This window comes from Streptomyces sp. NPDC094034 (assembly GCF_040303865.1).
Lineage (GTDB): Bacteria > Actinomycetota > Actinomycetes > Streptomycetales > Streptomycetaceae > Streptomyces.
Genome location: NZ_JBEOUD010000004.1, coordinates 37,089 through 61,213, shown reverse-complemented (window position 1 = coordinate 61,213; position 24,125 = coordinate 37,089). Strand labels below are relative to the sequence as shown.

Below are 24,125 nucleotides of genomic sequence, written 5' to 3'. Positions count from 1 at the left end.
TGACACGCCCGGACTTCTCACCCGAATGAGTGAGGGGCGCATCCGATGATCCGGATGCGCCCCTCAAGGGCCGAGAGCCAGTACAACGACGGCGCACGGCAGGGTGGTCACGCGCCGCGCAGGACCGCCCCGGTCCGTTCGGCGGCGAGCGAGACGGCCGCGTCACGGGCCGCCGTCGCCTCGTCGACCGTCAGTGTGCGGTCCGTGGCGCGGAACCGCAGGGCGTAGGCGAGGGACTTGTGGCCCTCACCGATCTGCTCGCCGACGAACACGTCGAACAGCCGCAGGGACTCAAGGAGTTCCCCCGCGCCCTCGCGCAGCGCCCGCTCCACCTCGGCGGCCGGGACCTCGCTCGTGACGACCAGCGCGACATCCTGTGTGGCCACCGGATAGGTGGAAATCCGCGGCGCCCTGCTCACGCCGGTGCCCGCGCGCTCCAGCAGATCGAGATCGATCTCCATGGCGCAGGTGCGCTCCGGCAGCCCGAGCGCCTTCACGACGCGCGGATGCAGCTCTCCCGCGTGGCCGAGCAGTGTCTCCTCGCCGTCCACCGCGGCGAACAGCGCCGCGCAGCGGCCGGGGTGCCACGGCTCGTACTGCCCGGACCGTACGGTCAGTTCGGCACCGGCCTCCCGGGCGACGGTACGGGCCGCCTCGACGGCGTCCGCCCAATCGGCCGGGCGTCCCTTGCCCCACCAGCCGGCCAGCTCGCGCGCCCCGGCCAGCACGACGGCGGCGTGCCGCGGCTGGCGCGGCAGCGCGGCGTCGAGCGCGGCCACCTCCTCGTCGGTCGGCCGCCGGTCGACGGGCAGCCGGGCCGGCACGGTCTCGTGGCCGGTGTGAAGGAAGACGAGTCCGGTCTCGAAGAGCGCCAGATCGTGCGACCCGCGGCCGTCGTTGCGCCGCAGCGCCGTGAGCAGGCCCGGCAGCAGCGTGGTACGCAGCGCGGGCTCCTCGTCGGAGAGCGGGTTGACGAGCGTGACCGTACGGCGGCGGTCGTCGTCGGCGGGCAGCCCGAGGGCGTCGAGCGCCGCTTCGCCGAGGAACGGGTAGTTCAGCGCCTCGACGAATCCGGCGCCCGCCAGGGCGCGACCGACGCGGCGGTGCAGCCGCTGGCGCTCGGTGAGCCCGCGGCCGGACGGCGGGGTGGGCAGCGTCGAGGGAAGGTTCTCGTATCCCTCCAGCCGGATGACCTCCTCGGCGAGGTCGTTCGGCGCGCCGAGGTCGGGCCGCCAGGACGGCACGGTGACGACCAGCTCGTCCTGGCCGTAGACGTCGCAGCCGATCTGCTGGAGCCGCCGTACGACGATCTCCCGGCCGTACTCGACACCGGCGACCCGGTCGGGGTGGTCGGCGGGCATGGTGATGGTGCCCGGCGCGGAGGGCGCGACGATCTCGGTGACCCCGGCCCCGGCGGAGCCGCCGGCGAGCAGCACCAGCAGGTCGACGGTCCGCTGCGCGGCGGCGGCCGCGGCCTGCGGGTCGACGCCGCGCTCGAAGCGCTTGGACGCCTCGGAGGCCAGCTTGTGGCGGCGCGCGGTACGGGCGATGGAGATCGGGTCGAAGTGCGCGGCCTCGATCACCACGTCGGTGGTGCCCTGGGCCTCACCCGTCTCGGGATGGGCCGTGGTGTCGGCGATCTCGGTGTTGGCGCCGCCCATCACTCCCGCGAGGCCGATGGGACCGCGATCGTCGGTGATGACCAGGTCCTGGGCGTCCAGCACCCGCTGGACACCGTCGAGCGTGGTGATCTTCTCGCCCGCCTGGGCGCGGCGGACGCCGATCGCGCCCTCCAGCCGGGAGCGGTCGTACGCGTGCAGCGGCTGGCCCAGCTCAAGCATCACGTAGTTGGTGATGTCGACCGCGAGCGAGATCGGCCGCATCCCGGCCTTCTGGAGCCGGCGGCGCAGCCAGATGGGGCTGTGTGCCTCCGGGTCGAGGCCGGTGACCGTACGGGCCGTGAAGCGGTCGCAGCCCCTCGGGTCGGCGATCTTCACCGCGTGGCCGTACGAGTTCGGCGCGGGCACATCGAGCAGCGCGGGGTCGCGCAGGGTCAGTCCGTACGCGATGGCGGTCTCGCGGGCGACTCCGCGCAGCGAGAGGCAGTAGCCGCGATCGGGAGTGACGGCGATGTCCAGGACCTCGTCCACCAGCTCCAGGAGCGCGATGGCGTCGGTGCCGGCCTCGTGCTCGGGCGGGAGCACGATGATGCCGCCCTCGCCCCAACCGGAACCGGCGCCCATGCCCAGCTCGTCGCCGGAGCAGATCATGCCGTGCGAGGTCTTGCCGTAGGTCTTGCGCGCGGCGATCGCGAAGTCGCCCGGCAGGACCGCGCCGGGCAGGACCACGACGACCTTGTCGCCGACGGAGAAGTTCCGCGCGCCGCAGACGATCTCCTGCGGCTCGCCGGTGCCGTTGGCCGTGCCGACATCCACCGTGCAGAAGCGGATGGGCTTCTTGAAGCCCTCCAGCTCCTCGATCGTGAGCACCTTGCCGACGACGAGGGGGCCCTTGAGGCCGGCGCCGAGCTGCTCGACGGTCTCGACCTCCAGACCGGCGGCGACGAGCCTGGCCTGGACGTCACGGCCGGTCTCGGTCGCCGGCAGGTCGACATACTCCCGCAGCCAGGAAAGCGGGACGCGCATCAGATCTCCATCCCGAACGGCCGGGTGAACCGGACGTCACCCTCGACCATGTCTCGCATGTCTTCGACGTTGTGGCGGAACATCAGCATCCGTTCGATCCCGAACCCGAAGGCGAATCCGCTGTACTTCTCGGGGTCGACGCCGCAGGCGACAAGCACCTTGGGGTTGACCATGCCGCAGCCGCCCAGCTCGATCCAGCCCTCACTGCCGCAGGTGCGGCAGGGCCGGTCGGGGTTGCCGACCGAGGCGCCCCGGCACACGTAACAGACCATGTCCATCTCGGCGGACGGCTCGGTGAAGGGGAAGAAGTTCGGACGGAGCCGGGTCTTCATGTCCGCGCCGAAGAGCGCCTGGACCATGTGGTCCAGGGTGCCCTTGAGGTCGGCCATGGTCAGGCCCTCGTCGACGGCGAGCAGCTCGATCTGGTGGAAGACCGGGGTGTGCGTGGCGTCCAGCTCGTCGGTGCGGTAGACCCGCCCCGGGCAGACGATGTACACGGGCGGCTCACGGTCGAGCAGGGCGCGCGCCTGGACCGGCGAGGTGTGGGTACGGAGCACCACACCCGACTCGTCCCCCGACCCCGCGGCGGAGCCGCCGCCGGACTCCGCCGTGGGGCCCTGGACGAAGAAGGTGTCCTGCATCTGGCGCGCCGGGTGGTCGGGCACGAAGTTGAGGGCGTCGAAGTTGAACCACTCCGCCTCGGCCTCGGGGCCCTCGGCGACCTCGTAGCCCATGGCCACGAAGACATCCGCGACCCGCTCCATGAAGCCGGTCAGCGGATGGCGGGCGCCGGGCGGGGTGCGGTCGTACGGCAGCGTGACATCCACCGCCTCCTCGACCAGCACCCGGGCGTCCCGCTCCGCCTCCAGCTCGCTCTGGCGGGCGGCCAGGGCCTTGCTGACGACGCCGCGGGCCTGGCCCACGCGCTTGCCCGCCTCGGCCTTTGCCTGCGGGGGCAGGGCGCCGATCTCCCGGTTGGCGAGGGCGAGCGGCGAGGTGCCCCCGGTGTGCGCGGTCTTCGCGTGGGCGAGCGCGTCGAGATCACCGGCGGCGGCGAAGGCGGCGAGCGCCTCGTCCCGCATCCGCTCGATCTCTTCCGGTTTCAGTGCCTCGACCTCGACTGGGTCGTACGACTTGTTGGGTGCCGACATCTCTTCCGTACTTCCGTTTGGCTGGCGAAACGACCCTGCTCGATCACTGGGGAGCGCGAAGGCGCGAAGGTGCCAAAAGTCGAGTCTAAAGGTCGTACGAAGGTGAAGAAGCCCGTGGGCCGCTCAGGACAGGTAGGCCGGAGCGCCGACGGGCAGGATAAATCGGAACTCGGCACCGCCGCCGGGTCCGCGGCCGACGGTGATCGTCCCGCCGTGCGCCTCGACGATGCCCTTGACGATATACAGGCCCAGGCCGGTCCCGCCGCGCTTGCTCCCCCGCCAGAAGCGGGTGAAGACACGGCCCATCGACTCCTCGGGGATGCCGGGACCCTCGTCGCACACGGTGACGGCCGTTCCCTTCTCTGTCTCCGTCTCGGTTTCCGGCCGCTCCGCGTGGCTGAGTGTCGCGGCCGCCACCTCAATCGTGACGGTTCCCTCCCCGTGGCGCACCGCGTTTTCGAGCAGATTGCCGAGCACCTGATCGATTTTGTCGGGATCCGCCCACAGGTCGGGCAGCGGCTGCTGTATCCGTACGAGGAACCGGTCGGGCGACTGGCCCGCGGCCGTGTGCGACTGGACATGGCGCCCGACGGCCGCGCCGATGTCCACCGGCTGCCTGCGCACCTCCAGCCGGCCCGAATCGATCCGGGAGATGTCCAGCAGCTCCGCGATCAGCCGGGTGACCCGGTTGGCGTCGGCGTCCACGGTCTCCAGCATCAGCCGCTTCTGGTCGTCGGTGAACCGCTCCCACTTGGCGAGCAGCGTCGCCGTGAACCCCTTCACGGAGGTGAGCGGGGAGCGCAGTTCATGGGCGACGGTCGCGATCAGCTCCGCGTGGCTCAGTTCGGTACGGCGCCGCGCCTCCGTCCCCCGGATGGAGATGACCAGCCGGCGTACGGGTCCGGTCGGGTACGCGCGTACGTAGCGGGCGGAGACCAGGACCTCCCGGCCGCCCGGCAGCAGCAGATTGCGCTCGGGCTGGCCGACCCGGGTGGCGAGCCCGCCGTACGGATCGGTCAGCGTCCACCAGCGGCGGCCCTTCAGGTCCTCCAGCGGCAGCGCCCGGTCCAGCGGGCGGCCGAGGGCGGCCGCGCACGGGACGGCGGTGATCCGGGCGGCGGCGGCGTTGAAGCAGATCACCCGGCCGGTCTCATCGGCGACGACCAGCCCGTCGGGCAGCTCGTCGGGGTGGATCCCCCCGTCGCCCGTGCCGATCCGCTCATCCATACCGGTCCGCTCGTCCGCGCCGGACGGCTGGGCCGCGCCGGTCCCGTACGGGGGCGGTAAGGCTCCCTGGACCGCGGCGGGTCCGCTCGCGCCGACACTCATCCCCGCATCCCACCTCTTCCGCAGTAGCTCAGTGGGCCCCAGAAAGCGCAACAGTACTAGCTGAACGTGACGGAGCGGGACCCCCTCAGCACGTACCGCGCACGCGCTGGGCGCGCGCCGAGGCGTAGAGACATACGGCCGCCGCCGTCGCGAGGTTCAAGCTCTCCGCCTTTCCGTGGATCGGCACCCGTACCACCGCGTCCGCGAGGGCGCGGGTCTCGGCGGGCAGCCCCCATGCCTCGTTGCCGAAGATCCAGGCGGTGGGCCCGCCCATGGTGCCCGCGTCCAGCTCGTCGTCCAGGTCGTGCGCGCCCGCGCCGTCGGCGGCGAGGATCCGTACGCCCACGTCCCGGAGCCCCTGGACGGCCTGCTCGACGGGGACGCCGACGGCGACCGGCAGATGGAAGAGCGAGCCGACGGACGCCCGGACCGATTTGGGGTTGTAGAGATCGACGGAGGCGTCGGTGAGGACGACGGCGTCCGCGCCCGCCGCGTCGGCGCAGCGCAGCACCGTACCCGCGTTCCCCGGGTCGCGGACATGTGCCAGTACCGCGACGAGCCGGGGCCTGGCGCGCAGGATCTCCTCGAAGGGCGAGTCGAGGAACCGGCACACCCCGAGCAGCCCCTGCGGGGTGACGGTCTGGGACACCTCGGCGAGCACGGCGTCGGGCGCGTAGTGCACCCGGGCCCCGGTGGCGCGGGCGGCGTCGACGATGTCGGCATACCGCTCGGCGGCCTCGACGGTGGTGAACAGCTCGATGAGCGTGGGCTCCCCGCCGTCACCGCGATGGGCCACGGCTTCCCGTACGGCCTGCGGCCCCTCGGCGATGAACCGGCGTTCCTTGCCGCGGAAGGCGCGCTTGGCGAGTCTCCTGGCGGCCGTGACGCGCGGGGAACGCGGGGAGATCAGCTCGGGGGTGCCCATGGACGGCGGTTCTCACTTCTCGTATGAGGACGTACGGATGCGGGTCACGCGGGGTGGGGGGAACACCCGCGGAACGCGCCGGACCCGCAGGCGCGATGCCTGCGGGTCCGGCGGGAAGTACGGCGGCCTGACGGGATCAGGCGGCGGCCTTCGGGGCGTTGACGTCGCTCGGCAGGGCCTTCTGCGCGACCTCGACGAGCGCGGCGAACGCGCTGGAGTCATTGACGGCCAGCTCGGCGAGGATCTTGCGGTCCACCTCGACGTTGGCGGCCTTCAGACCCTGGATGAAGCGGTTGTAGGTGATGCCGTTGGCGCGGGCAGCGGCGTTGATCCGCTGGATCCACAGCTGACGGAAGTCGCCCTTGCGCTTCTTGCGGTCGTTGTAGTTGTAAACGAGGGAGTGGGTGACCTGCTCCTTCGCCTTCCGGTACAGACGCGAGCGCTGGCCGCGGTAACCGCTGGCCGCCTCGAGGATTGCCCGGCGCTTCTTGTGGGCGTTGACTGCCCGCTTGACGCGTGCCACTTGTTAACTCCTTGTAGCTGGATCACGGGTGGTGACGTGACCCAAGAACGGCATGGTCCCTGTAGCTGTCCTGGTCCCGCGCCATGGCGGCGGGACGCGCGGACTACAGGCCGAGAAGCTTCTTCGCCTTGGCGGCGTCGCCCGGCGCGAGCTCGACGGTGCCGGCGAGGCGGCGCGTCAGCGTCGAGGGCTTGTGCTCCAGGTAGTGGCGACGGCCGGCGCGCTGCCGGAGCACCTTGCCCGAGCCGGTCACGCGGAAGCGCTTCTTTGCACCGCTGTGCGTCTTGTTCTTCGGCATGGCGCCGCTCTCTCCTCGTCAGTGGCGCTCCCAGCCGGCCGGTCGGCCGGCGCTCGGGAGCGTCATATCTCTGTATGTGGTTCGGGTCCGGACGGATCCGAGGCGCCGCCTCTCGGCGCCCCCCGGATCACGCTTCGGAAGATGCCTCGGCCGGAGCCTCGGCCGCGGTGCCCGCGGATTCCTCGGTCGCGTACCCCTGGCGCTCCGCCTTGCGGGCGGCCTGCGCCTCACGGGCCTCGGCCATGGCCTCGGTCTTCTTCTTGTGCGGGCCAAGAACCATGATCATGTTCCGGCCGTCCTGCTTCGGGTTCGACTCGATGAAGCCGAGTTCCTCGACATCGGAGGCGAGACGCTGGAGCAGTCGGAAGCCCAGCTCGGGGCGGGACTGCTCACGACCACGGAACATGATCGTGATCTTGACCTTGTCACCCTGCTTGAGGAACCGGACGACATGACCCTTCTTGGTGTCATAGTCGTGCGGGTCGATCTTCGGCCGGAGCTTCATCTCCTTGATGACCGTGTGCGCCTGGTTCTTGCGCGCCTCACGGGCCTTCATGGCCGACTCGTACTTGAACTTCCCGTAGTCCATGAGCTTGCACACGGGCGGACGGGCGTTCGCCGCGACCTCGACCAGGTCCAGGTCGTACTCCTGCGCAAGCTCTAGGGCCTTGGCGAGCGGGACAATGCCCACCTGCTCGCCACTGGGACCGACAAGTCGCACTTCGGGAACGCGAATCCGGTCGTTGATGCGGGGCTCGGCGCTGATGGATCCTCCTCGGTAGCACCACACGACTGCCTGGCAGACAGCCGCGTAACGTCTGTGTCATCAGACCAACCGCGGCGGAACATCAAAAATGCCCCGGACGGCACACAGGCAGGAGCTCCTCGAATACCGGAGCACCGCCGCGCGTATGCCACGGGGCGCATCGGGTGGTTCCATCGTCCGTACGGAACGATGGGCACCACCTGACCGGTGACCCGCCGCCCCTGAGGAGCGGCCAGGTGGGAGATCGGAGCCTCCACTTGTGGGCCGGGCACGCACGTGTCCGACCGGTCGTTACACAAGGTTAGCAGCTCCCCCGGGGTGGTGCGAACCCCGCGTACCGCACCGCTCCCGCGGCCGGGGCCACTCGGGCGTACGCCTATCGTGTGGGGCATGAGCGACGCGACCTCCCCCCAGGAAACCCCCGGCTATGACGCCATGGCCCGCGACATCGCGGAAGTCCCCGCCGTCGAGGTGATCGTCACGGTCGCCGTGAATCTGATGAGCGCGGCCGCCGTCAAGCTCGGTCTGACCGAGGAGGGCGACGAGCACAAGGACCTGGACGAGGCCCGCAAGCTGGTCCACGCGCTGGCCGGACTGATGGACGCGAGTGCGACGGAGATCAGCTCCTTCCACGCGGCTCCGCTGCGTGACGGGCTGAAGTCGCTCCAGCTGGCGTTCCGCGAGGCGTCGCTCGTACCGGACGAGCCGGGGAACGGTCCCGGCGAGAAGTACACGGGGCCGGTCTACGGCTGATCCGGCTCCGTCTGTCGCTCCAGGCACATACGAAACGCCAGGCGTACGAAACGTCAGGCATGTGCGAAACGTCAGGTGCGTACGAAAAGGGGCTCGCCCGGTGGTGTGGCCTCGACCGGCAGCAGAGCCAGGTCGAGTCCGCGTACCAGGCGGGCCCTCAGCACGTCATCGGCCGCGAGGGCCTCGGCGATCCTGCGTGCGGCCTCGGCCGGACGTGCCGCCGGGTCCAGCACGAGCGCGAGGGTGCCGTCCGCGCTGCCCGGGCCGAGATGCGCGCGGAGCACCGCCGGCTCCGCGGCGACGGCGGACCGTACCGCCGCGCCGACGGCGGGATCGTCGAGCGGATCGGTGCTGGTGCGGCCCTCGGCGAGAGCGAGCAGCGCGGGGCCGGTGAGCTGGTACGGGACAGGGCCCGCGAGATCGATCACGACCGTGTCCGCCCGCTCGTGCGCGGCTGCCTGGAGCGCCTGGTGCAGCGGTACGGCGACGGGCCGGGCCGCCGGATTCCAGCGGGCCAGCGCGGCGACGGAGGTGAAGGCGGGCAGCGCGCGGCGGTCGCCCGCCTGGAGGGTCGGTACGGCCATGTCGCTGGTCTTCTCGCGGCGCAGGCCGCTCTTCTCGTCCTCCTCCGTCTCACCGAGCACGGCGACCACGGGAACCAGCAGCCGGGCGTCCTTGAGCGCCGCCAGGACATGAGGTTCGGCCGACCGGTCCTCGGCCCAGGCGGCGAGGGCCGCCGTCAGCTCGGGAGCGGCGGTGCCGTCGTCGTCGGAGAAACCGGAGTCGGGGATGTTCTTGAGGGCCACGGGACGAGCGTAGAGGGCGCGGCGGGACGTACGGTCGTCGGGTGAATCTCTCGGTCGCGGTGTACGACCTGGCCGGCGGGGGCGAGTGGGCATCCGGCGAGGACCGGACGTATGTCACCGCCAGCGTGGTCAAGGTCGCGGTACTGGCCGCGCTGCTGCTGCGGGCGCGGGATTCGGGGCGGTGGCTGACGGCCGGCGAGGAAGGTCTCGCGGCGGCCATGATCGAGCGCAGCGACAACGAGGCGGCGACCGCGCTGCGGACGGCGGCCGGGGGCGTGGCGGGACTGGACGCGGCTCATGCGCGGCTCGGGATGACCCGGACGTCGGCGGCCACCGCCTGGGGGCTCACTCTGACCACCGCGCGCGATCAACTGACGCTGCTGAAGGCGGTGTTCGCCGACGCGGATGCCACGACGCGCCCTGTGAAGGTCCCGGCGGCGCCCGCCGCTCTCGACGAGAGGTCGCGCCGCTATCTGGCGGGGCTGATGGGGCGGGTGGTGCCCGGTCAGGACTGGGGGATCTCCGCGGCGGCGACGGACCGCGACTGGGCACTGAAGAACGGCTGGCTGCCGCGGGGTGACAGCGGTTCCTGGGTCATCCACTCGGTGGGGCGGGTACGGAACTGTCTGGTCGCCGTGTTGTCCGACGGCCATCCGACGAAGGACGCGGGGATCGCGCGGGTCGAGGAGGCGGCCGTCAGCGCCGTACGCCGGTTCGTCTGAGACCGCCGCGCCACAGCAGGACCGCACAGGCCAGCAGCAGCGCGCCGGCGCCGCCCACCGCGGGGGCGAGCCAGGCGGCGGGTTCCGAGTCCGCGCGCGGGGCGTCGGGGCCGGGGCCGAAGTACTGCTTGTCGTATGCGTCGGCGCCCGCGGCGTCGCGCTTCAGATCCATACGGGACAGCTTCGCCCCGGCCTTGATCGCGGCGGCGGGATCGACGAGGCCGTGCCCGCGGGCGTCGTCATGGCCATCCTTCGGCGCGTTGCGCGCGGTGTCCGAGAGGAGCTTCTTGATCTGCGCCGGGGTGAGATCGGGGTAGGCGGAGCGTACGAGCGCGACGGCGCCGGAGACGAACGCGGCGGCGGCGCTGGTGCCCCAGCCCTCGTAGTAGCGGCGGTCGGGGTCGGCGATGACCACATTGACGCCCGGCGCGCTGATGGTGGCGTACCAGCGGCGGGTGGAGAACGCGGCACGTGTCCCGTACTCGTCGACGGCCGTCACCGCGATCACCCCCGGATAGGCCGCGGGGTACGAGACGTGGTCGCCCTTCTCGCCGCCGTTGCCGGCCGAGGCGACCACGACGGAGCCCTTGGCAAGGGCGTACTGGACGGCCGCGTCCTCGCCGGGTTCCGGGTGGGCGGACTCGCTGTCGTCGCCGAGTGAGAGGTTGATGACGTCGGCGCCGTGGTCGGCGGCCCAGCGGATGCCTTCGGCGAGGGCGCCGCCCTTGGAGGAACGGGCCTTGGCACGGGCGGGGTCGGTGCCTTCGAGGATGACGCGGACCGGGAGGATCTTCGCCTCGGGCGCGACCCCGAGAACCCCGTCCCCACGGTTGGGGCCATGGCCGTGTCCGGCGATGATGCCGGCCATGGCCGTGCCGTGACGGGCCCAGGCGCGATCGCCGTCGCTCGCCCCGAAGCCGATCAGATCCCGGCCGGGCAGCACCTGGCCCTCCAGGTCGGGATGGGTGCCGTCGACGCCGGTGTCCAGGACGGCGACGGTGACGCCCCTGCCCTGAGTGGTGCGCCACGCCTCCTCGGTGTGCAGGGCGTCGAGGGCCCACTGCTGCGCCCGGATCGCGTCGGCGTGCGCCGGAGGGGCGGGGACGAGCAGGAGGACGGACGCGGCGGCGAAGGCGGCAACGAAGCGGTGGCGGCGCGCCGTCCGGCCGGAAGGCACGGGGGGCGTGGGGGCGCCGGGAGACATGAGGGAGCCGGGAGGCGTGGAGTGCATGGGGTGCACAGGGGGCGTGGGGGGCATGGAGTGCACGGAGAGGTTGGGGAGCTTGGGGGGCGTGGGGGGCATCAGTGCGCCGGGAAGGTTCGGGGTCATTGAGGAGTCGCCGTTCGGGCGCTGACGGTCTTGCGCAGGCCTCGCTCTATCCGGTCCGCGATGCCCTTGGCCTCGTGGCCGAGACCGGACTGCGCGGGCGCGGTCGTGGCGCCCTTGGCCATGGCCTTGTCGACGGGCTGGGGAGCGGTGACCGTCCGTCCGTCGGCGAAGCCGGAGACGGCGAACACGACGACGGGCGTCTCGGTGAGCACATTCACCGTCCAGCTCGCGCGCTGGGCGTCACCGAACCCACCCGCGACCGTGCCCTTGACGGGGAAGGCGCGGGGCATCAGATCGGCGCGTTCACCCAGCTTCTCGTCACGGAACCGGGTGCGCAGGGTCTCCATCGCGAGGGCGTCGGCCTGGGTGAAGACCAGCCCGACGGTGGTGACGCTGGTCGACGTGGCGTCAACGTAGGTGGCGCGCAGCACGCGCGCGCAGCCGACCGGGCGCAGCGTGCCGAGCAGCAGCGGATCGAGGGTGCCGGCACAGCCGCTGTCAGGTGCGACGCCGATCCTCGTCCACTCGCGGTCCGCTCCGCCGGGCCCGGCGCCGTCCCCGGCGAGGGTGCGGGGGAAGAGGGTGTCGACGGGCACGTTGTGCCAGAGGCCGCGCGTGATGGCGAAGGTGTCACGGGCGGCGGGTTCCGCGGCAGAGTCCCCGGTCAGCCAACTCCCGGTGGCGGCGCCGCCGATCAGCCCGAGCCCGAGCACGACGCAGGCCAAGGCGGACGCGACCCGGAGGGGCTGGTGCCGTGAGGGCACGGGACGCAGCCTGGTGGTGGTCTCCTGGGGCGTCTCGGGACGCTGCCCGGACCAGGGATACGGCGAGGGATACGGCGGCGGCGCCGACGGGAACGCGGGCGGGCTCTGGGGCGGCCTGGCGGGCAGGGGCGGCGCGGGTGGCGCGGAAGGCGGTGGCGGCACGCGTGGCACCGCTCCGGCCGGGGCCGGGGGCACCGGACGAAGGCGGGTGGTGATCTCCACGGGCGCCGGGGCCGGGGGCACCGGACGGAGGCGGGTGGTGATCTCCACGGGCGCCGGGGCCGCGCCGACGGGCGGGACCGGTTTCGTCGGGGCCGGGGCTTTCATCGAGGCTGGGGCCGGGGCTGTCGTCGGTGAAGAGGCTTTCGCCGGGGCCGGGGCTGGCGTGGACACCGGAGGTGTCGCCGGGGCTGGGGCGGTCGTGAACACCGGAGCTGTCGCCGCGGTCGGAGCCGTCATCGGGGCCGGGGGGACGGCCGTGCGCGGGGCCGGATTCGCTGCCGGGGGAAGGGACTTGGCAGCGGTCGCCGCCGGAGGTCCGGACGGCGGTGGTGGTATCCGCACCGGCTCGGGCGGGGGCAGCAGCGCGTCCGAGATGCGTGATCTCGGCGGGCGCGGAGTGTCGGCCGACGTGTCCTCGCCTGCCTTGGACGCCTCGGACTCGGCGCCGGGTGGTGGCACCGCCGGGCGGGGCGGTACAGGAGCGCGTCGCGCTTCGGTACTCATCCGTCCCCCTGTGCCACCTGTGCAGACCGGTCCCACCGCATACCGATTCGCCGTACGGAACAGGCCCGTTCGACTCGGCGTGTGCGTCACTCTACGGGGTGGAACGGGCCCGGCGGGAACGACCGCGAAGGCACGTGGTGATCTGCCCAGATCATCCCCCTACCGTGCGGTAATCCCGTCTGGCAAGCTCACTCCATGACTCCGCGCGCCACCGACCGGGCACGGTACGACCGCGCCACCGCTCATCTCGACGCCCCGCTCGCCCTCGTCGATCTCGAAGCGTTCGACGCGAACGCGGACGATCTCGTCCGGCGGGCGGAAGGCAAGCCGATCCGGGTGGCGAGCAAGTCGGTCCGCTGCCGCGCGCTGCTGGAACGTGTGCTGGGGCGCGACGGTTTCGCGGGGATCATGTCCTTCACGCTGGCCGAGTCCCTGTGGCTGGCGCGGGCCGGGTTCGAGGACGTACTGCTCGCCTATCCGTCGGCGGACCGCGCCGCGTACGGGGAGCTGGCCGCCGATCCCAAGCTCGCCGCGGCCGTCACCGTGATGATCGACGACCCGGCCCAGCTGGACCTCATCGACGCGGCGCGGAAGGGTGGACGTGAGGAATTCCGGATCTGTCTTGAACTGGACACGGCCTTGCGGCTGTTCGGCGGGCGGGTCAGGATTGGTGCACTGCGCTCCCCGCTGCGTGAGCCGGCCCAACTGGCCGAGCTCGCCAGATCGATAGCCCGACGCCCCGGATTCCGGCTGGTCGGGCTCATGGCATACGAAGGACATGTCGCCGGGGTAGGGGACGCCCTGGCAGGACGACCGCTGCGATCGCGTGCGATCCGGCTGATGCAGTCCGCCGCCCGCAAGGAGTTGGCGGAGCGGCGCGCGGCAGTGGTGCGCGCGGTGCGGGCCGTCGCTCCGGAGCTGGAATTCGTCAATGGCGGCGGCACGGGCAGCGTCCAGCACACGGCTGCCGAGGAAGCGGTGACGGAGATCGCCGCGGGCTCGGGGCTCTATGTTCCACGGCTCTTTGACAACTACACATCGTTCACGGGCCGTCCGGCGGCGCTCTTCGCCCAGCCCGTGGTGCGCAGGCCGGGTGTCGGAGTGGTGACCGTGCTCGGCGGCGGCTATCCGGCCTCGGGGGCGCCGGGGGCGGACCGGCTGCCCGTGCCGTATCTGCCCGAAGGACTGCGCTACGACGGGCAGGAGGGGGCCGGTGAGGTGCAGACCCCACTGCTCGGACCGGCCGCCGACGATCTGCTGATCGGCGACAAGGTGTGGTTCCGGCATGCCAAGGCGGGTGAACTGTGCGAGCGCTTCGACACCTTGTGTCTGATCGAGGGCGACCGGGTGGTGGCGGCCGTGCCGACGTACCGGGGTGAGGGCCGCACGTTCCTCTGAGGGTGTCGCGGTCCCGGTCCACGCGGTCCCGTCCCACCGGCGTCCGGTGGTAGGGGCACGCCTGGACCGGGATACCGGCCCGGCGGGGTCGTCACGCTCAGGCGCCCGCCCGCCCGCCCGCCTGCCTGCCCGTCCTGCCCGTCCTGCCCGTCCTGACAGACCCTAGACGGGCGTCACATACGCCCCCGAGATGCCACCGTCGACCAGGAAGTCCGTGGCGTTCACGAACGAGGAGTCGTCACTGGCGAGGAAGGCGACCGCCGCCGCGATCTCGTCGGCCTCGGCGAACCGGCCGACCGGAATGTGCACGAGTCGGCGCGCGGCGCGCTCGGGGTCCTTGGCGAACAGCTCCTGCAACAGAGGCGTGTTGACGGGCCCCGGGCACAGCGCGTTCACCCGGATCCCCTCGCGGGCGAACTGCACGCCCAGCTCACGGGACATCGCGAGCACGCCTCCCTTGGACGCGGTGTAGGAGATCTGGGAGGTCGCCGCGCCCATACGCGCCACGAAGGAGGCGGTGTTGATGATCGAGCCCCGGCCCTGCCGCCGCATATAGGGGATGGCCGCCTTGCAGCACAGATACACGGAGGTGAGGTTGACCTCCTGGACCTTGCGCCAGGCGTCCAGGCCGGTGGTGAGGATCGAGTCGTCCTCGGGGGGCGAGATGCCCGCGTTGTTGAAGGCGATGTCGACGCTGCCGTAGGTCTCGTGGGCGATCCTGAAGAGGGCGTCGACCTCGTCGGCGTTGGTGACATCGACACGTACGAAGGTGCCGTCGACCTGTTCGGCCGCGGCCTTGCCCGCGGTCTCGTCGATATCGCCGCAGACGACATGCGCGCCCTCGGCGGCGAGTCGGCGTGCGGTGGCCAGGCCGATGCCGCTGCCGGCTCCGGTGATCACGGCGGTACGGCCGACCAGTCGGCGGCAGATGACGTCGTTGGTGGGGGCGGTCATGATGGGTCAGGCCTCCGTGCTGATGAAGACGTTCTTGGTTTCGGTGAAGGCGGCCAGGGCGTCGGGGCCCAGTTCTCGGCCGAGTCCGGACTGTTTGTAGCCGCCGAACGGTGTGCCGTACCGGACGGCGCTGTGCGAATTGACGGAGAGATTGCCCGCGGCGACGGCGCGCGAGACGCGCAGGGCGCGGCCCACGTCGCGGGTCCAGATCGACCCGGCGAGCCCGTAGTCGGTGGCGTTGGCGAGCCGGACGGCGTCTTCCTCGTCCTCGAAGGGCACGACCACCGCGACCGGGCCGAAGACCTCCTCGGTGGCGACCGGTGAGTCGGCGGCGGCATCGGTGAGGACGGTCGGCGGGAACCAGAACCCGGGTCCCTCGGGCGCGGTGCCACGGATGCCCTTCGCGCCATCGGGGACGTACGACCGTACGCGCTCCAGCTGGATCGCCGAGATCAGCGGGCCCATCTGGGTCTTCTCGTCGGACGGGTCGCCGACGACGACCGACTCGATCGCGGGGGCGAGCAGTTCCAGGAACCGGTCGTGGACCTCGTGCTGGACGAGGATGCGGGTGCGGGCGCAGCAGTCCTGTCCTGAGTTGTCGAGGAAGGCCATCGGGGCGGTCGCGGCGGCCCGCTCCAGATCGGAGTCGGCGAAGACGATATTGGGGCTCTTGCCGCCGAGTTCGAGGGTCACGCGCTTCAGCAGCGCGCTGCCCTTCGCCATGATCTGTTTACCGACGCGGGTGGATCCGGTGAAGACGATCTTGGCGACGCCCGGGTGCTCGACCAGCGCGTCGCCCGCGACGTCACCCGCTCCGGGCAGGACCTGGAAGAGATGCTCGGGAAGCCCTGCCTCCAGGGCGAGTTCGGCCAGTCGCAGTGCGGTGAGGGGGGTGGTCTCGGCGGGTTTGAGGAGCACGGCGTTGCCCGCCGCGAGCGCGGGGGCGCTGCCCCAGGCGGCGATCGGCATGGGGAAGTTCCACGGGGCGATCACGCCGACGACGCCGAGCGGTTCCAGGAGGGTGATGTCGAGTCCGCCGGCGACCGGGATCTGCCGGCCGGTCAGTCGCTCCACTCCCCCGGCGCTGTAGTCCAGGAGATCGCGGACATTGGCCGCCTCCCAGCGCGCGTTGCCGAGGGTGTGCCCCGCCTCGCGGACCTCCAGCCGGGCCAGTTCCTCGTTGTGTTCGTCGACGACGACGGCGAAGCGGCGCAGCAGCCGTGCGCGGTCGGCGGGGGCGGTCGCCGCCCAGCCGCGTTGGGCCGCCGCGGCCCGGCGAACCGCCGTGTCGACCTCCGCCGCGGTGGTCGCGGCGACGGTGGCGATGGTCTCGCCGGTGGCGGGGTTGAGGATCTGATGTCCGGCGGCGTGGTGTTCGTGCACGTCGTTCCTCACAGACGTTCGAAGGAGCGGCGAAGCTCCCAGTCGGTCACCGCGGCGTCGAAGGCCTCGACCTCGACGCGCGCCATGTTGCGGTAGTGCGCCACGACCTCGTCACCGAAGGCCGCGCGCGCGATGGGGCTGTTCTCCCAGAGCTCGGCGGCTTCGCGCAGGGTGGTCGGGACCTGTTCATAGGTGGATGTGTAGGCGTTGCCCGCGCAGGGTTCGGGGAGTTCGAGCTCGTTCTCGATGCCGTACAGACCGGCGGCGACGAGGCCCGCGACGGCGAGGTGCGGATTGACGTCGCCGCCGGGGAGCCGGTTCTCGAAGCGCAAGGACCGGCCGTGGCCGACCACCCGCAGCGAACAAGTGCGGTTGTCATAGCCCCAGGCGACGGCGGTGGGGGCGAAGGATCCCGGCTGGAAGCGCTTGTAGGCGTTGATGGTGGGCGCGTACAGCAGGGAGAAGTCACGGAGCGCGGCGAGCTGGCCCGCCAGGAAGTGGCGCATCACGGGCGACATCCCGCCGGGTCCGTCCCCGGCCATGACATGGGTGCCGTGCTGGTCCTGGAGCGAGAGATGGATATGACAGGAGTTGCCCTCGCGCTCGTTGTACTTGGCCATGAAGGTGAGCGAGACGCCCTCCTGGGAGGCGATCTCCTTGGCGCCGTTCTTGTAGATGGCGTGCTGGTCGCAGGTGATGAGGGCTTCGTCGTAGGTGAAGGTGATCTCGTGCTGGCCGGGGTTGCACTCCCCCTTGGCGGATTCGACGGCGAGCCCGGCCTCGGCCATTTCCCTGCGGATCCGGCGCAGCAGCGGTTCGACGCGGCCGGTGCCGAGGACGGAGTAGTCGACGTTGTACTGATTGACAGGCGTCAGTCCGCGGTAGTGGCTGTCCCAGGCCTGCTCGTAGGTGTCCTTGAAGACGATGAACTCCAGCTCCGTACCGACGTGCGCGGTGTAGCCGTGTCCGGCCAGGCGCTCCAGCTGGCGGCGGAGGATCTGGCGGGGCGAGGCGACGACGGGTGTGCCGTCGTTCCAGGTGAGGTCGGCGATGACCATGGCCGTGCCCTCGTTCCAGGGGACGCGGCGCAGGGTGGAGAGGTCGGGGCGCATCGCGAAGTCGCCGTAGCCGCGGTCCCAGGAGGACATCGCGTATCCGTCGACGGTGTTCATCTCCGTGTCGACGGCGAGGAGATAGTTGCAGCCCTCGGTGCCGTGTTCCAGGACGTCGTCGAGGAAGAACCGTGCGGCGAACCGCTTTCCCTGAAGTCTGCCCTGCATATCGGGGAAGGCCAGGACGACCGTGTCGATCTCGCCGCCCTCCACGAGGACGCGCAGCTCCTCGACGCGGAGCGGGGGTGTGCGGTCTGCCACGGGATTACTCCTCCTTCGGTCAGCCGGAAGCCATAAGGTATTCCTGAAGACCTTTGGTTGGGAAGGGGAAACGGCCACGTGGCGAAGACGAACGAGCCGGTGGACCCGCCGGACGCGGACCCGCTGACGCCGGTGCTGCGGCCCGTGCGGGCGGGAAACGGTTTCGAGGAGGCGTTGGAGCAGATCCTCCAGGTGGTACGGCTCGGGCTGGTGGCGGGCGGTGAACGGCTGCCGGCCGAGCGGGAGCTGGCGGAGCGGCTGCGGATCAGCCGGGTCACGCTGCGCGATGTCCTCAAGGTCCTCCAGGACCAGGGGCTGCTGGAGAGCCGGCGCGGCAGATACGGCGGCACATTCGTACGGCCACGGCCCGACACGCCCGCCCGGGGGGCGGAGGAGGAGTTGCGGCGCCGGGTGGCGGGCGTGGACATCGAGGACGTCCTGCGCTTCCGCGAGGTACTTGAGGTCGGCGCGGCGGAGCTGTGCGCGGGGCACCCGCTCACCGGCGAGCAGCGGGAGCGGCTGGGCTCGGCGCTGGCGGCCACACAGGACGCGCCGCTGACGGAGTACCGAAGGCTGGACACGATGCTGCATCTCACGCTCGCCGAGCTGGCCGGCTCGGCGACGCTGACCGCGCAGTACGCCGCCGTGCGGGCGACGGTGAACGATCTGCTGGACTGCATCCCGCTGCTGGTGCGGAATCTGGAGCACTCGCAGCGCCAGCACACGGCATTGGCCGAGGCGGTGCTCGACGGCGACGTGGACGGGGCACGTGAGATCGCGCGCGAGCACTGCGGCGGCACGGCGGCACTCCTGCGCGGCTTCCTGGCCTGAGCCGGGGGCCGGTGAGCCCGAACCGGCGGCCGGCCGGGCGCAGCCGGGAGCTTTCCCGATCCGTAACAGCCGATTAACGCATGGGGCTTGCGCCGGGCCGCTCATGCGGCAATGGTATGGCCCCACACCATTACTCCGAGGCAGGAGCGGATCATGTCCGAAGGCACGGACTCGCGCGTCCCACCGGCCGCCACGGCCGACGGCGCCGAGCGGGACACGCCCCAGGGGGACGCCGAGTATCTGCGTCGGCGCACACTGCGCCGGGGCAGCGCGGGCTGGCTGCTGCTCACCGGCCTCGGGGTCGCCTATGTCGTCTCCGGGGACTTCTCGGGATGGAACATCGGTCTCTCCGAGGGGGGCTTCGGCGGTCTCGCGATCGCCACGCTGCTGATGGGGGTGATGTACGCCTGTCTGGTCTTCTCCCTCGCCGAGCTGTCCGCCATCCTGCCCACCGCGGGCGGCGGTTATGGCTTCGCCCGGCGCGCGCTCGGCACCTGGGGCGGCTTTCTGACCGGTACGGCCATCCTCATCGAGTACATCCTCGCGCCGGCCGCCATCTCCATCTTCATCGGCGAATATGTCGAGTCCCTCAATCTCTTCGGCCTGACGGCGGGCTGGCCCGTCTATCTCGCATGCTTTGTGATCTTCATCGGGATCCATCTCTGGGGTGTGGGCGAGGCCCTGCGCTTCAGCCTGGTGGTGACCGCGATCGCGGTGGCCGCGCTGCTGATCTTCGCGGTCGGGGCCTTCACCCAGTTCGACGCCAGTGGTCTCAATGACATCCCCGTCGACCAGGACGCGTTCGGCTCCGGCTCCTGGCTGCCCTACGGAGTCCTGGGCATCTGGGCGGCCTTCCCCTTCGGTATGTGGTTCTTCCTCGGTGTGGAAGGCGTACCCCTGGCCGCCGAGGAGGCCAAGGACCCCGTCCGGTCGATGCCGAAGGCGCTGTCGATCGCCATGGGCGTGCTCGTACTGCTCGCGCTGATCACCTTCCTCGCGGCGACGGGGGCGCGCGGTTCGGCCGCCGTCCAGGACGCGGGCAATCCGCTGGTGGTCGCGCTCCAGGGGGACGGGGAGCCGACCGCGCTGAGCCGGTTCGTGAACTACGCGGGTCTCGCGGGTCTCGTCGCCTCCTTCTTCTCCCTCATCTACGCCGGGTCCCGGCAGTTGTTCGCGCTCTCCCGCGCGGGCTATCTGCCCCGGTTCCTGTCCCTCACGAGCGGCCGCAAAGCCCCCTATCTGGGTCTGCTGATCCCGGGCGCGATCGGTTTCGCCCTCGCGGCGGGCACCGGCGACGGCGGCCGGATGCTCAATGTCGCGGTGTTCGGCGCGACGATCTCGTACGCGCTGATGGCGCTGTCGCATCTCGTGCTGCGCCGCCGCGAGCCGGAGCTGCCCCGCCCCTATCGCACGCCCGGCGGCATGCTCACCTCCGGCGTCGCGTTCGTACTCGCGCTGTCGGCGCTGGTCGCGACGTTCCTGGTGGACAAGGACGCGGCGTTCATCGCGCTGGGCGTCTATGTCGTCGCCCTCGCCTACTTCACCTTCTACAGTCGGCACCGGCTGGTCGCCGCGGCTCCGGAAGAGGAGTTCGCGGCGCTGGCCGCGGCCGAGGCCGAACTCGAACGAGGCTGACGCGGAACACGTACGCGCACACCACCGCGCAGGCGTACACCCACTCGCACACGCACACGCACTCGCACACGCGCGGGAACGACATACGACGAACGAACGACGGAGGCCCGGTCCATGAAGCCGCTCATCGGCGTCAGCACCTATCTGGAGGAGTCCGCCGCGTGGGGCGTCTGGAACCTGCCCGCGGCGCTGCTGCCGGCCGGTTATCCCCGGCTCGTCCAGCGCGCCGGCGGGCTGGCCGCGATGCTGCCGCCGGACGATGCGTCGGCCGCTTCCCGGATGGTGGCGCGGCTCGACGGGGTGGTGATCGCGGGCGGTCCTGATGTGGAGCCCGTACGGTACGGGGCCGAGCGGGACCCCAGGACCGGACCGCCCGCCCCGGAGCGGGACGTCTGGGAACTGGCCCTGATCGAGGCGGCGCTGGACTCCGGCACCCCCCTGCTGGGCATCTGCCGGGGGATGCAGCTGCTCAACGTGGCGCTCGGCGGGACGCTCCGTCAGCACGTGGACGGCCATACCTCACCGGTCGGTGGAACCTTCGGGGAGCATCCGGTGACACCGGTGACAGGCACCCGCTATGGGGCTCTGGTGCCGGAGGAGTTCGCCGTACCGACCCACCATCACCAGACGGTGGACCGGCTCGGGCAGGGGCTGACCGTCTCGGCTGTCGCGGCGGACGGCACGGTCGAGGCGGTCGAACTGCCCGGTCCCCGCTGGGCCCTGGGCGTCCAGTGGCATCCGGAGATGGCCGAGGACACCCGCGTCATGACCGCACTGGTCGCGGCGGCGGGTGCCTTCAGGGCGGCCTCCCGGGCGACGTCCAGGCCCTGACGGGGCATCCGGACCCGGCTGGTCGGCCCTGGAGGGACCGGCCGGTCAGTCCAGGGCTCCGCGCGTCAGCGACAGCAGGTCTCGGGCCGGGCCCGCGGGACGGTTGCCGACCGGCCAGACCGCGCGCAGATCGCGGCGGAGCCGGATGCCCTCGACCGGCACCCTGACGAGCCGCCGGGCCGCCAGTTCCTCGCCGACCGCGAGTTCGCTCAGCACACAGGGACCCGCGCCGCTCACGGCGGCGGCCTTCAGCGCGGTGGTGGAGGCGAGTTCGAGCAGCGGCTCGGCGAGGCCGCCGTACGCGCTGAGCCCGGCGTCCAGCACCTGACGGGTGCCGGAGCCGGGTTCGCGCAGGATCAGCGGGGTCGCGGCCAGCTCCGCCGGGTCGAGCGGGGTACGGCGCCGGGCCCAGGGATGGCCGGGGGCCGCGACCACCAGCAGCCGGTCATGGCCGATGACGGCGGAATCGAGACCCTCCGGCGCGGCCACGCCCTCGACGAAACCGAGGTCCGCCTCATGGCTGAGCAGCCGCTCGGCGACCGCGGCGGAGTTGCCCGCGTGCAGGGAGACGGCGGTGTCGGGCCGGGCCCGGCGCAGCGCTATCAGCCAGCCGGGCAGCAGATACTCGGCGATGGTCATGGAGGCGGCGACACGCAGGCGTGAGTCCCGGCGGTCGCGCAGCGCCTGCGCACCCGCGTCGAAAGCCTCGGCGGCCTCCACCACGCGCCGGGCCCAGTCGGTGACGAGAGTGCCGGCGTCGGTGAGCCGCGAGCCGCGCGGTGAGCGGTCGACCAGCGCGACCCCGAGCAGCCGCTCCATGGCCCGGATCCGACTGCTGGCGGCGGGCTGGGAGATCCCCGTCTCGCGGGCGGCCCGGCCCAGACTGCCGAGCCTGGCGACCGCGAGCAGCAGTTCCAGCGCACCGAGATCGGGCACCCGGTGCGCGAGCTGGACGGCAGGCTGGACGGCGGCAGGCTGGGCGGCGGCGGACTGGGCAGCGACGGACTGGGCGGCAGGCTGGGCGGCGGACGGATCCGCGGGGGACGGTCCGGTGGAGGAGGCGGCGGACGGTACATCGGCCATAAGCCCAGGTTATGGCCTCATAGAGAGAACGGGTCTGGTGGGGCCCGGGCGCTCGCGCGAGGGTGGCAGTCATGACCACCTTCGCGCACGTCGCCGCCCCCGCCCCGCGCTCCACCGCGCGGGTGCGGCTGCCGTCCCTCCGGTATCTCGGGCCGAATTGGTACGCGACGGTGATGGGCACCGCGATCGTGGCGAGCGCGGGTGCGGGCCTGCCGCTGGAGATACCGGGGCTGCGGGCCGCCTGGGTCGTGGTGTGGGCGCTGTCGGCGGTGCTGCTCGTCGTCGTCCTGGCCGCCCGCGCCGGGCACTGGCTGTACCACCGCGACCGGGCACGCGCCGATCTGCTCGATCCGGCCATGGCGCCGTTCTACGGCTGCGCGGCCATGGCGCTGCTGGCCGTCGGCGGAGCGACGCTGCTGGTGGGGCGGGATGTACTGGGCGAGCGGGCGGCGCTCGCGGTGGACGCGGTGCTGTTCGGCGCGGGGACGCTGCTCGGTCTCGTCGTCGCCGTGGCGATCCCGTATCTGATGGTCGTACGCCATCGCGTCGAGCCCGCCGACGCGTCGCCCGGCTGGCTGCTGCCGGTGGTGTCCCCCATGGTCTCGGCGGCGGTCGGCCCGCTGCTGGTGCCGCATCTGGCGGCGGGCCAGGCGCGGGCCGCGCTGCTGCTCGGCTGCTACGCGCTGTTCGGGGTGAGCCTGCTCGCCACGCTGATGATGCTGCCGCTGATCTTCGGCCGGCTGGTGGCGCACGGTCCGCTGCCGCTCGCGGGGACCCCGCTGCTCTTTCTGGTGCTCGGCCCGCTGGGGCAGTCGACCACCGCGGTCAACCAGCTGGCCGATGTGGCGCCCGGGGCGATCGGCGCTCCGTACGCGGCTGCGCTGGGCGCCTTCGCCGTGGTGTACGGCGTGCCGGTGATGGGGTTCGCCCTGCTGTGGCTGGCGCTGTCGGCGGCGCTGGTGGTACGGGCCGTCCGGCGCGGGATGCGGTTCACGATGACGTGGTGGGCCTTCACCTTCCCGCTCGGTACGTGTGTGACGGGCGCGGCCGGGCTGGGCCGGCACACCGGTCTGGTGGCCCTGGAGTGGCTGGCGGTGGGGCTGTTCGCGCTGCTGGTCGCGGCCTGGTCGGCGGCCGGGTGGTGCACGCTGCGCCGGGTGTTCAGCGGAGCGCTGCCCGCAGCGCCGCCGGTGCCCCAGCCAGCGACGGCCCGTACCAGGTGAGGAAGCGTCCGTCGACGAGTGCGGCGGGCAGCCCGGGAAAGGACTCGGGCCCGTCGGTCGCGGTGAAGCGGTACGGCTCGTCGGGCAGCACCACCAGATCGGCTCCGGCGGCCCGCAGTTCGTCGAGCGGGATGCGCGGATAGCGCTCGGGGTGGTTCGCGTACACATTGACCACACCCAGCCGGGCCAGCAGATCCCCGGCGAAGGTGTCGCGTCCGAGGACCATCCAGGGGCGGCGCCAGATCGGTACGACGGCCCCGCGTGGCCCGTACGACGAGGGCGGGGGCGCTTCCCAGGCGGCCCTGGCATCGGCCAGCCAGCGCGGCGCCCGTACTCCGCACCCCGTCACGAGCACCCGTTCCAGCTCGGTGAGCGCCTGGTCCAGGGTTCTGACCTCGGTGACCAGTACATCGAGCCCGGCGTTCCGTAGCGCGGCCAGGTCCGGGGCGCGGTTCTCCTCCTCGTTCGCGACGACCAGATCGGGCCGGAGCGCGGCGATCGCCATCACATCGGGGTTCTTCGTACCGCCGACGCGTACGACGTCGAGACCGGCCGGACGGACGCACCAGTCGGTGGCCCCCACCAGCAGACCCGGCGCGCTGACGGCGATCGCTTCCGTGAGCGAGGGGACGAGTGAGACGACGCGCGGCCCCCTCGCGGGCGCACCGGGCATGGG

At 71.9% G+C, this 24,125-nt stretch carries 22 protein-coding genes; 7 read left to right on the top strand and 15 right to left on the bottom strand.

The genetic code is table 11. The features are described from left to right. Positions 1-107: 107 nt before the first annotated feature. From pheT to infC, 7 genes are all read right to left on the bottom strand, one after another. Positions 108-2,645 (bottom strand): phenylalanine--tRNA ligase subunit beta, encoded by a 2,538-nt coding sequence (gene pheT / locus ABTZ59_RS05715; RefSeq protein WP_351391215.1) that lies wholly within the window; start codon positions 2,643-2,645, stop codon positions 108-110. Next, a complete protein-coding gene (pheS, locus tag ABTZ59_RS05710; protein ID WP_351391212.1) occupies positions 2,645-3,796 on the bottom strand; it encodes a phenylalanine--tRNA ligase subunit alpha in 1,152 nt (383 codons plus the stop codon). Before pheS ends, pheT begins: the two co-directional genes overlap by 1 nt. Positions 3,797-3,919: 123 nt before the next feature. Further along, positions 3,920-5,023, bottom strand: a complete 1,104-nt coding sequence (locus ABTZ59_RS05705) for a sensor histidine kinase (protein WP_351391710.1) — start codon at positions 5,021-5,023, stop codon at positions 3,920-3,922. Between the two features lie 187 nt (positions 5,024-5,210). After that, a complete protein-coding gene (locus ABTZ59_RS05700) occupies positions 5,211-6,050 on the bottom strand; it encodes a TrmH family RNA methyltransferase (RefSeq protein ID WP_351391207.1) in 840 nt (279 codons plus the stop codon). 136 nt (positions 6,051-6,186) lie between these two features. Beyond that, positions 6,187-6,573, bottom strand: a complete 387-nt coding sequence (gene rplT / locus ABTZ59_RS05695; protein ID WP_030355332.1) for a 50S ribosomal protein L20 — start codon at positions 6,571-6,573, stop codon at positions 6,187-6,189. 103 nt (positions 6,574-6,676) lie between these two features. Next, complete coding sequence (gene rpmI / locus ABTZ59_RS05690; protein WP_030355333.1) at positions 6,677-6,871, bottom strand: 50S ribosomal protein L35; 195 nt, start codon at positions 6,869-6,871, stop codon at positions 6,677-6,679. Positions 6,872-6,998: 127 nt separating this feature from the next. Beyond that, complete coding sequence (infC, locus tag ABTZ59_RS05685; protein ID WP_249951120.1) at positions 6,999-7,661, bottom strand: translation initiation factor IF-3; 663 nt, start codon at positions 7,659-7,661, stop codon at positions 6,999-7,001. A gap of 366 nt (positions 7,662-8,027) precedes the next feature. Between infC and ABTZ59_RS05680 the strand changes: the two genes are divergently transcribed. Further along, positions 8,028-8,390: a DUF1844 domain-containing protein gene (locus ABTZ59_RS05680; RefSeq protein WP_249951121.1), complete on the top strand. Its 363-nt coding sequence runs from the start codon at positions 8,028-8,030 to the stop codon at positions 8,388-8,390. A 71-nt stretch (positions 8,391-8,461) separates the two neighbouring features. Here the strand turns inward: ABTZ59_RS05680 and ABTZ59_RS05675 are convergent, their stop codons facing one another. Next, positions 8,462-9,196 (bottom strand): SseB family protein, encoded by a 735-nt coding sequence (locus ABTZ59_RS05675; protein ID WP_351391201.1) that lies wholly within the window; start codon positions 9,194-9,196, stop codon positions 8,462-8,464. A 41-nt stretch (positions 9,197-9,237) separates the two neighbouring features. Between ABTZ59_RS05675 and ABTZ59_RS05670 the strand changes: the two genes are divergently transcribed. Next, positions 9,238-9,918, top strand: a complete 681-nt coding sequence (locus ABTZ59_RS05670) for a serine hydrolase (RefSeq protein ID WP_351391198.1) — start codon at positions 9,238-9,240, stop codon at positions 9,916-9,918. On the opposite strand, the gene mycP is transcribed toward ABTZ59_RS05670, so the two are convergent. Continuing rightward, positions 9,893-11,149, bottom strand: a complete 1,257-nt coding sequence (mycP, locus tag ABTZ59_RS05665; RefSeq protein WP_351391195.1) for a type VII secretion-associated serine protease mycosin — start codon at positions 11,147-11,149, stop codon at positions 9,893-9,895. The genes ABTZ59_RS05670 and mycP overlap by 26 nt on opposite strands. Before the next feature lie 95 nt (positions 11,150-11,244). After that, on the bottom strand, positions 11,245-12,174 hold the full coding sequence (locus tag ABTZ59_RS05660) for a hypothetical protein (RefSeq protein WP_351391191.1): 930 nt from the start codon (positions 12,172-12,174) through the stop codon (positions 11,245-11,247). Positions 12,175-12,933: 759 nt separating this feature from the next. On the opposite strand from ABTZ59_RS05660, the gene ABTZ59_RS05655 reads away from it, so the two are divergent. After that, positions 12,934-14,136, top strand: coding sequence for an amino acid deaminase/aldolase (locus tag ABTZ59_RS05655; protein ID WP_351391188.1), 1,203 nt, complete (start codon positions 12,934-12,936; stop codon positions 14,134-14,136). A 162-nt stretch (positions 14,137-14,298) separates the two neighbouring features. Here ABTZ59_RS05655 and ABTZ59_RS05650 read toward each other — a convergent pair whose 3' ends face one another. The 3 genes from ABTZ59_RS05650 to ABTZ59_RS05640 are packed head-to-tail and all read right to left on the bottom strand — an operon-like array spanning position 14,299 to position 17,846. Continuing rightward, positions 14,299-15,090, bottom strand: coding sequence for a 3-oxoacyl-ACP reductase (locus ABTZ59_RS05650; protein ID WP_351391185.1), 792 nt, complete (start codon positions 15,088-15,090; stop codon positions 14,299-14,301). A gap of 6 nt (positions 15,091-15,096) precedes the next feature. Beyond that, positions 15,097-16,473: an aldehyde dehydrogenase family protein gene (locus ABTZ59_RS05645; RefSeq protein WP_351391182.1), complete on the bottom strand. Its 1,377-nt coding sequence runs from the start codon at positions 16,471-16,473 to the stop codon at positions 15,097-15,099. 8 nt (positions 16,474-16,481) lie between these two features. After that, positions 16,482-17,846 carry a glutamine synthetase family protein gene (locus tag ABTZ59_RS05640; protein WP_351391178.1) on the bottom strand — a complete coding sequence of 455 codons (1,365 nt, stop codon included), beginning with the start codon at positions 17,844-17,846 and terminating at the stop codon, positions 16,482-16,484. Between the two features lie 78 nt (positions 17,847-17,924). Here ABTZ59_RS05640 and ABTZ59_RS05635 point away from each other — a divergent pair, with 78 nt between their 5' ends. From ABTZ59_RS05635 to ABTZ59_RS05625, 3 genes are all read left to right on the top strand, one after another. Next, a complete protein-coding gene (locus ABTZ59_RS05635) occupies positions 17,925-18,677 on the top strand; it encodes a FadR/GntR family transcriptional regulator (RefSeq protein WP_351391175.1) in 753 nt (250 codons plus the stop codon). Positions 18,678-18,830: 153 nt separating this feature from the next. Continuing rightward, positions 18,831-20,312 (top strand): ethanolamine permease, encoded by a 1,482-nt coding sequence (gene eat / locus ABTZ59_RS05630; RefSeq protein WP_351391172.1) that lies wholly within the window; start codon positions 18,831-18,833, stop codon positions 20,310-20,312. Between the two features lie 114 nt (positions 20,313-20,426). Then, positions 20,427-21,143, top strand: coding sequence for a gamma-glutamyl-gamma-aminobutyrate hydrolase family protein (locus ABTZ59_RS05625; RefSeq protein ID WP_351391168.1), 717 nt, complete (start codon positions 20,427-20,429; stop codon positions 21,141-21,143). Positions 21,144-21,188: 45 nt separating this feature from the next. On the opposite strand, the gene ABTZ59_RS05620 is transcribed toward ABTZ59_RS05625, so the two are convergent. After that, positions 21,189-22,226 carry a LysR family transcriptional regulator gene (locus ABTZ59_RS05620; protein ID WP_351391166.1) on the bottom strand — a complete coding sequence of 346 codons (1,038 nt, stop codon included), beginning with the start codon at positions 22,224-22,226 and terminating at the stop codon, positions 21,189-21,191. A gap of 71 nt (positions 22,227-22,297) precedes the next feature. Between ABTZ59_RS05620 and ABTZ59_RS05615 the strand changes: the two genes are divergently transcribed. Further along, positions 22,298-23,449 (top strand): TDT family transporter, encoded by a 1,152-nt coding sequence (locus tag ABTZ59_RS05615; protein WP_351391162.1) that lies wholly within the window; start codon positions 22,298-22,300, stop codon positions 23,447-23,449. Here ABTZ59_RS05615 and ABTZ59_RS05610 read toward each other — a convergent pair. After that, complete coding sequence (locus ABTZ59_RS05610) at positions 23,388-24,122, bottom strand: helical backbone metal receptor (protein ID WP_351391159.1); 735 nt, start codon at positions 24,120-24,122, stop codon at positions 23,388-23,390. The two genes, ABTZ59_RS05615 and ABTZ59_RS05610, sit on opposite strands and share 62 nt — an antisense overlap. Positions 24,123-24,125 lie beyond the last annotated feature (3 nt).

Excerpts from the sequence above, each read along its gene's own strand:
- ABTZ59_RS05615 (WP_351391162.1), top strand. The coding sequence starts at position 22,298 with ATGACCACCTTCGCGCACGTCGCCGCCCCCGCCCCGCGCTCCACCGCG.
- mycP (WP_351391195.1), bottom strand. The coding sequence starts at position 11,149 with ATGCACTCCACGCCTCCCGGCTCCCTCATGTCTCCCGGCGCCCCCACG.
- ABTZ59_RS05705 (WP_351391710.1), bottom strand. The coding sequence starts at position 5,023 with ATGGATGAGCGGATCGGCACGGGCGACGGGGGGATCCACCCCGACGAG.
- pheS (WP_351391212.1), bottom strand. The coding sequence starts at position 3,796 with ATGTCGGCACCCAACAAGTCGTACGACCCAGTCGAGGTCGAGGCACTG.
- ABTZ59_RS05620 (WP_351391166.1), bottom strand. The coding sequence starts at position 22,226 with ATGGCCGATGTACCGTCCGCCGCCTCCTCCACCGGACCGTCCCCCGCG.
- ABTZ59_RS05700 (WP_351391207.1), bottom strand. The coding sequence starts at position 6,050 with ATGGGCACCCCCGAGCTGATCTCCCCGCGTTCCCCGCGCGTCACGGCC.
- pheT (WP_351391215.1), bottom strand. The coding sequence starts at position 2,645 with ATGCGCGTCCCGCTTTCCTGGCTGCGGGAGTATGTCGACCTGCCGGCG.
- ABTZ59_RS05680 (WP_249951121.1), top strand. The coding sequence starts at position 8,028 with ATGAGCGACGCGACCTCCCCCCAGGAAACCCCCGGCTATGACGCCATG.
- ABTZ59_RS05610 (WP_351391159.1), bottom strand. The coding sequence starts at position 24,122 with ATGCCCGGTGCGCCCGCGAGGGGGCCGCGCGTCGTCTCACTCGTCCCC.
- ABTZ59_RS05650 (WP_351391185.1), bottom strand. The coding sequence starts at position 15,090 with ATGACCGCCCCCACCAACGACGTCATCTGCCGCCGACTGGTCGGCCGT.
- eat (WP_351391172.1), top strand. The coding sequence starts at position 18,831 with ATGTCCGAAGGCACGGACTCGCGCGTCCCACCGGCCGCCACGGCCGAC.
- rpmI (WP_030355333.1), bottom strand. The coding sequence starts at position 6,871 with ATGCCGAAGAACAAGACGCACAGCGGTGCAAAGAAGCGCTTCCGCGTG.
- ABTZ59_RS05625 (WP_351391168.1), top strand. The coding sequence starts at position 20,427 with ATGAAGCCGCTCATCGGCGTCAGCACCTATCTGGAGGAGTCCGCCGCG.
- ABTZ59_RS05655 (WP_351391188.1), top strand. The coding sequence starts at position 12,934 with ATGACTCCGCGCGCCACCGACCGGGCACGGTACGACCGCGCCACCGCT.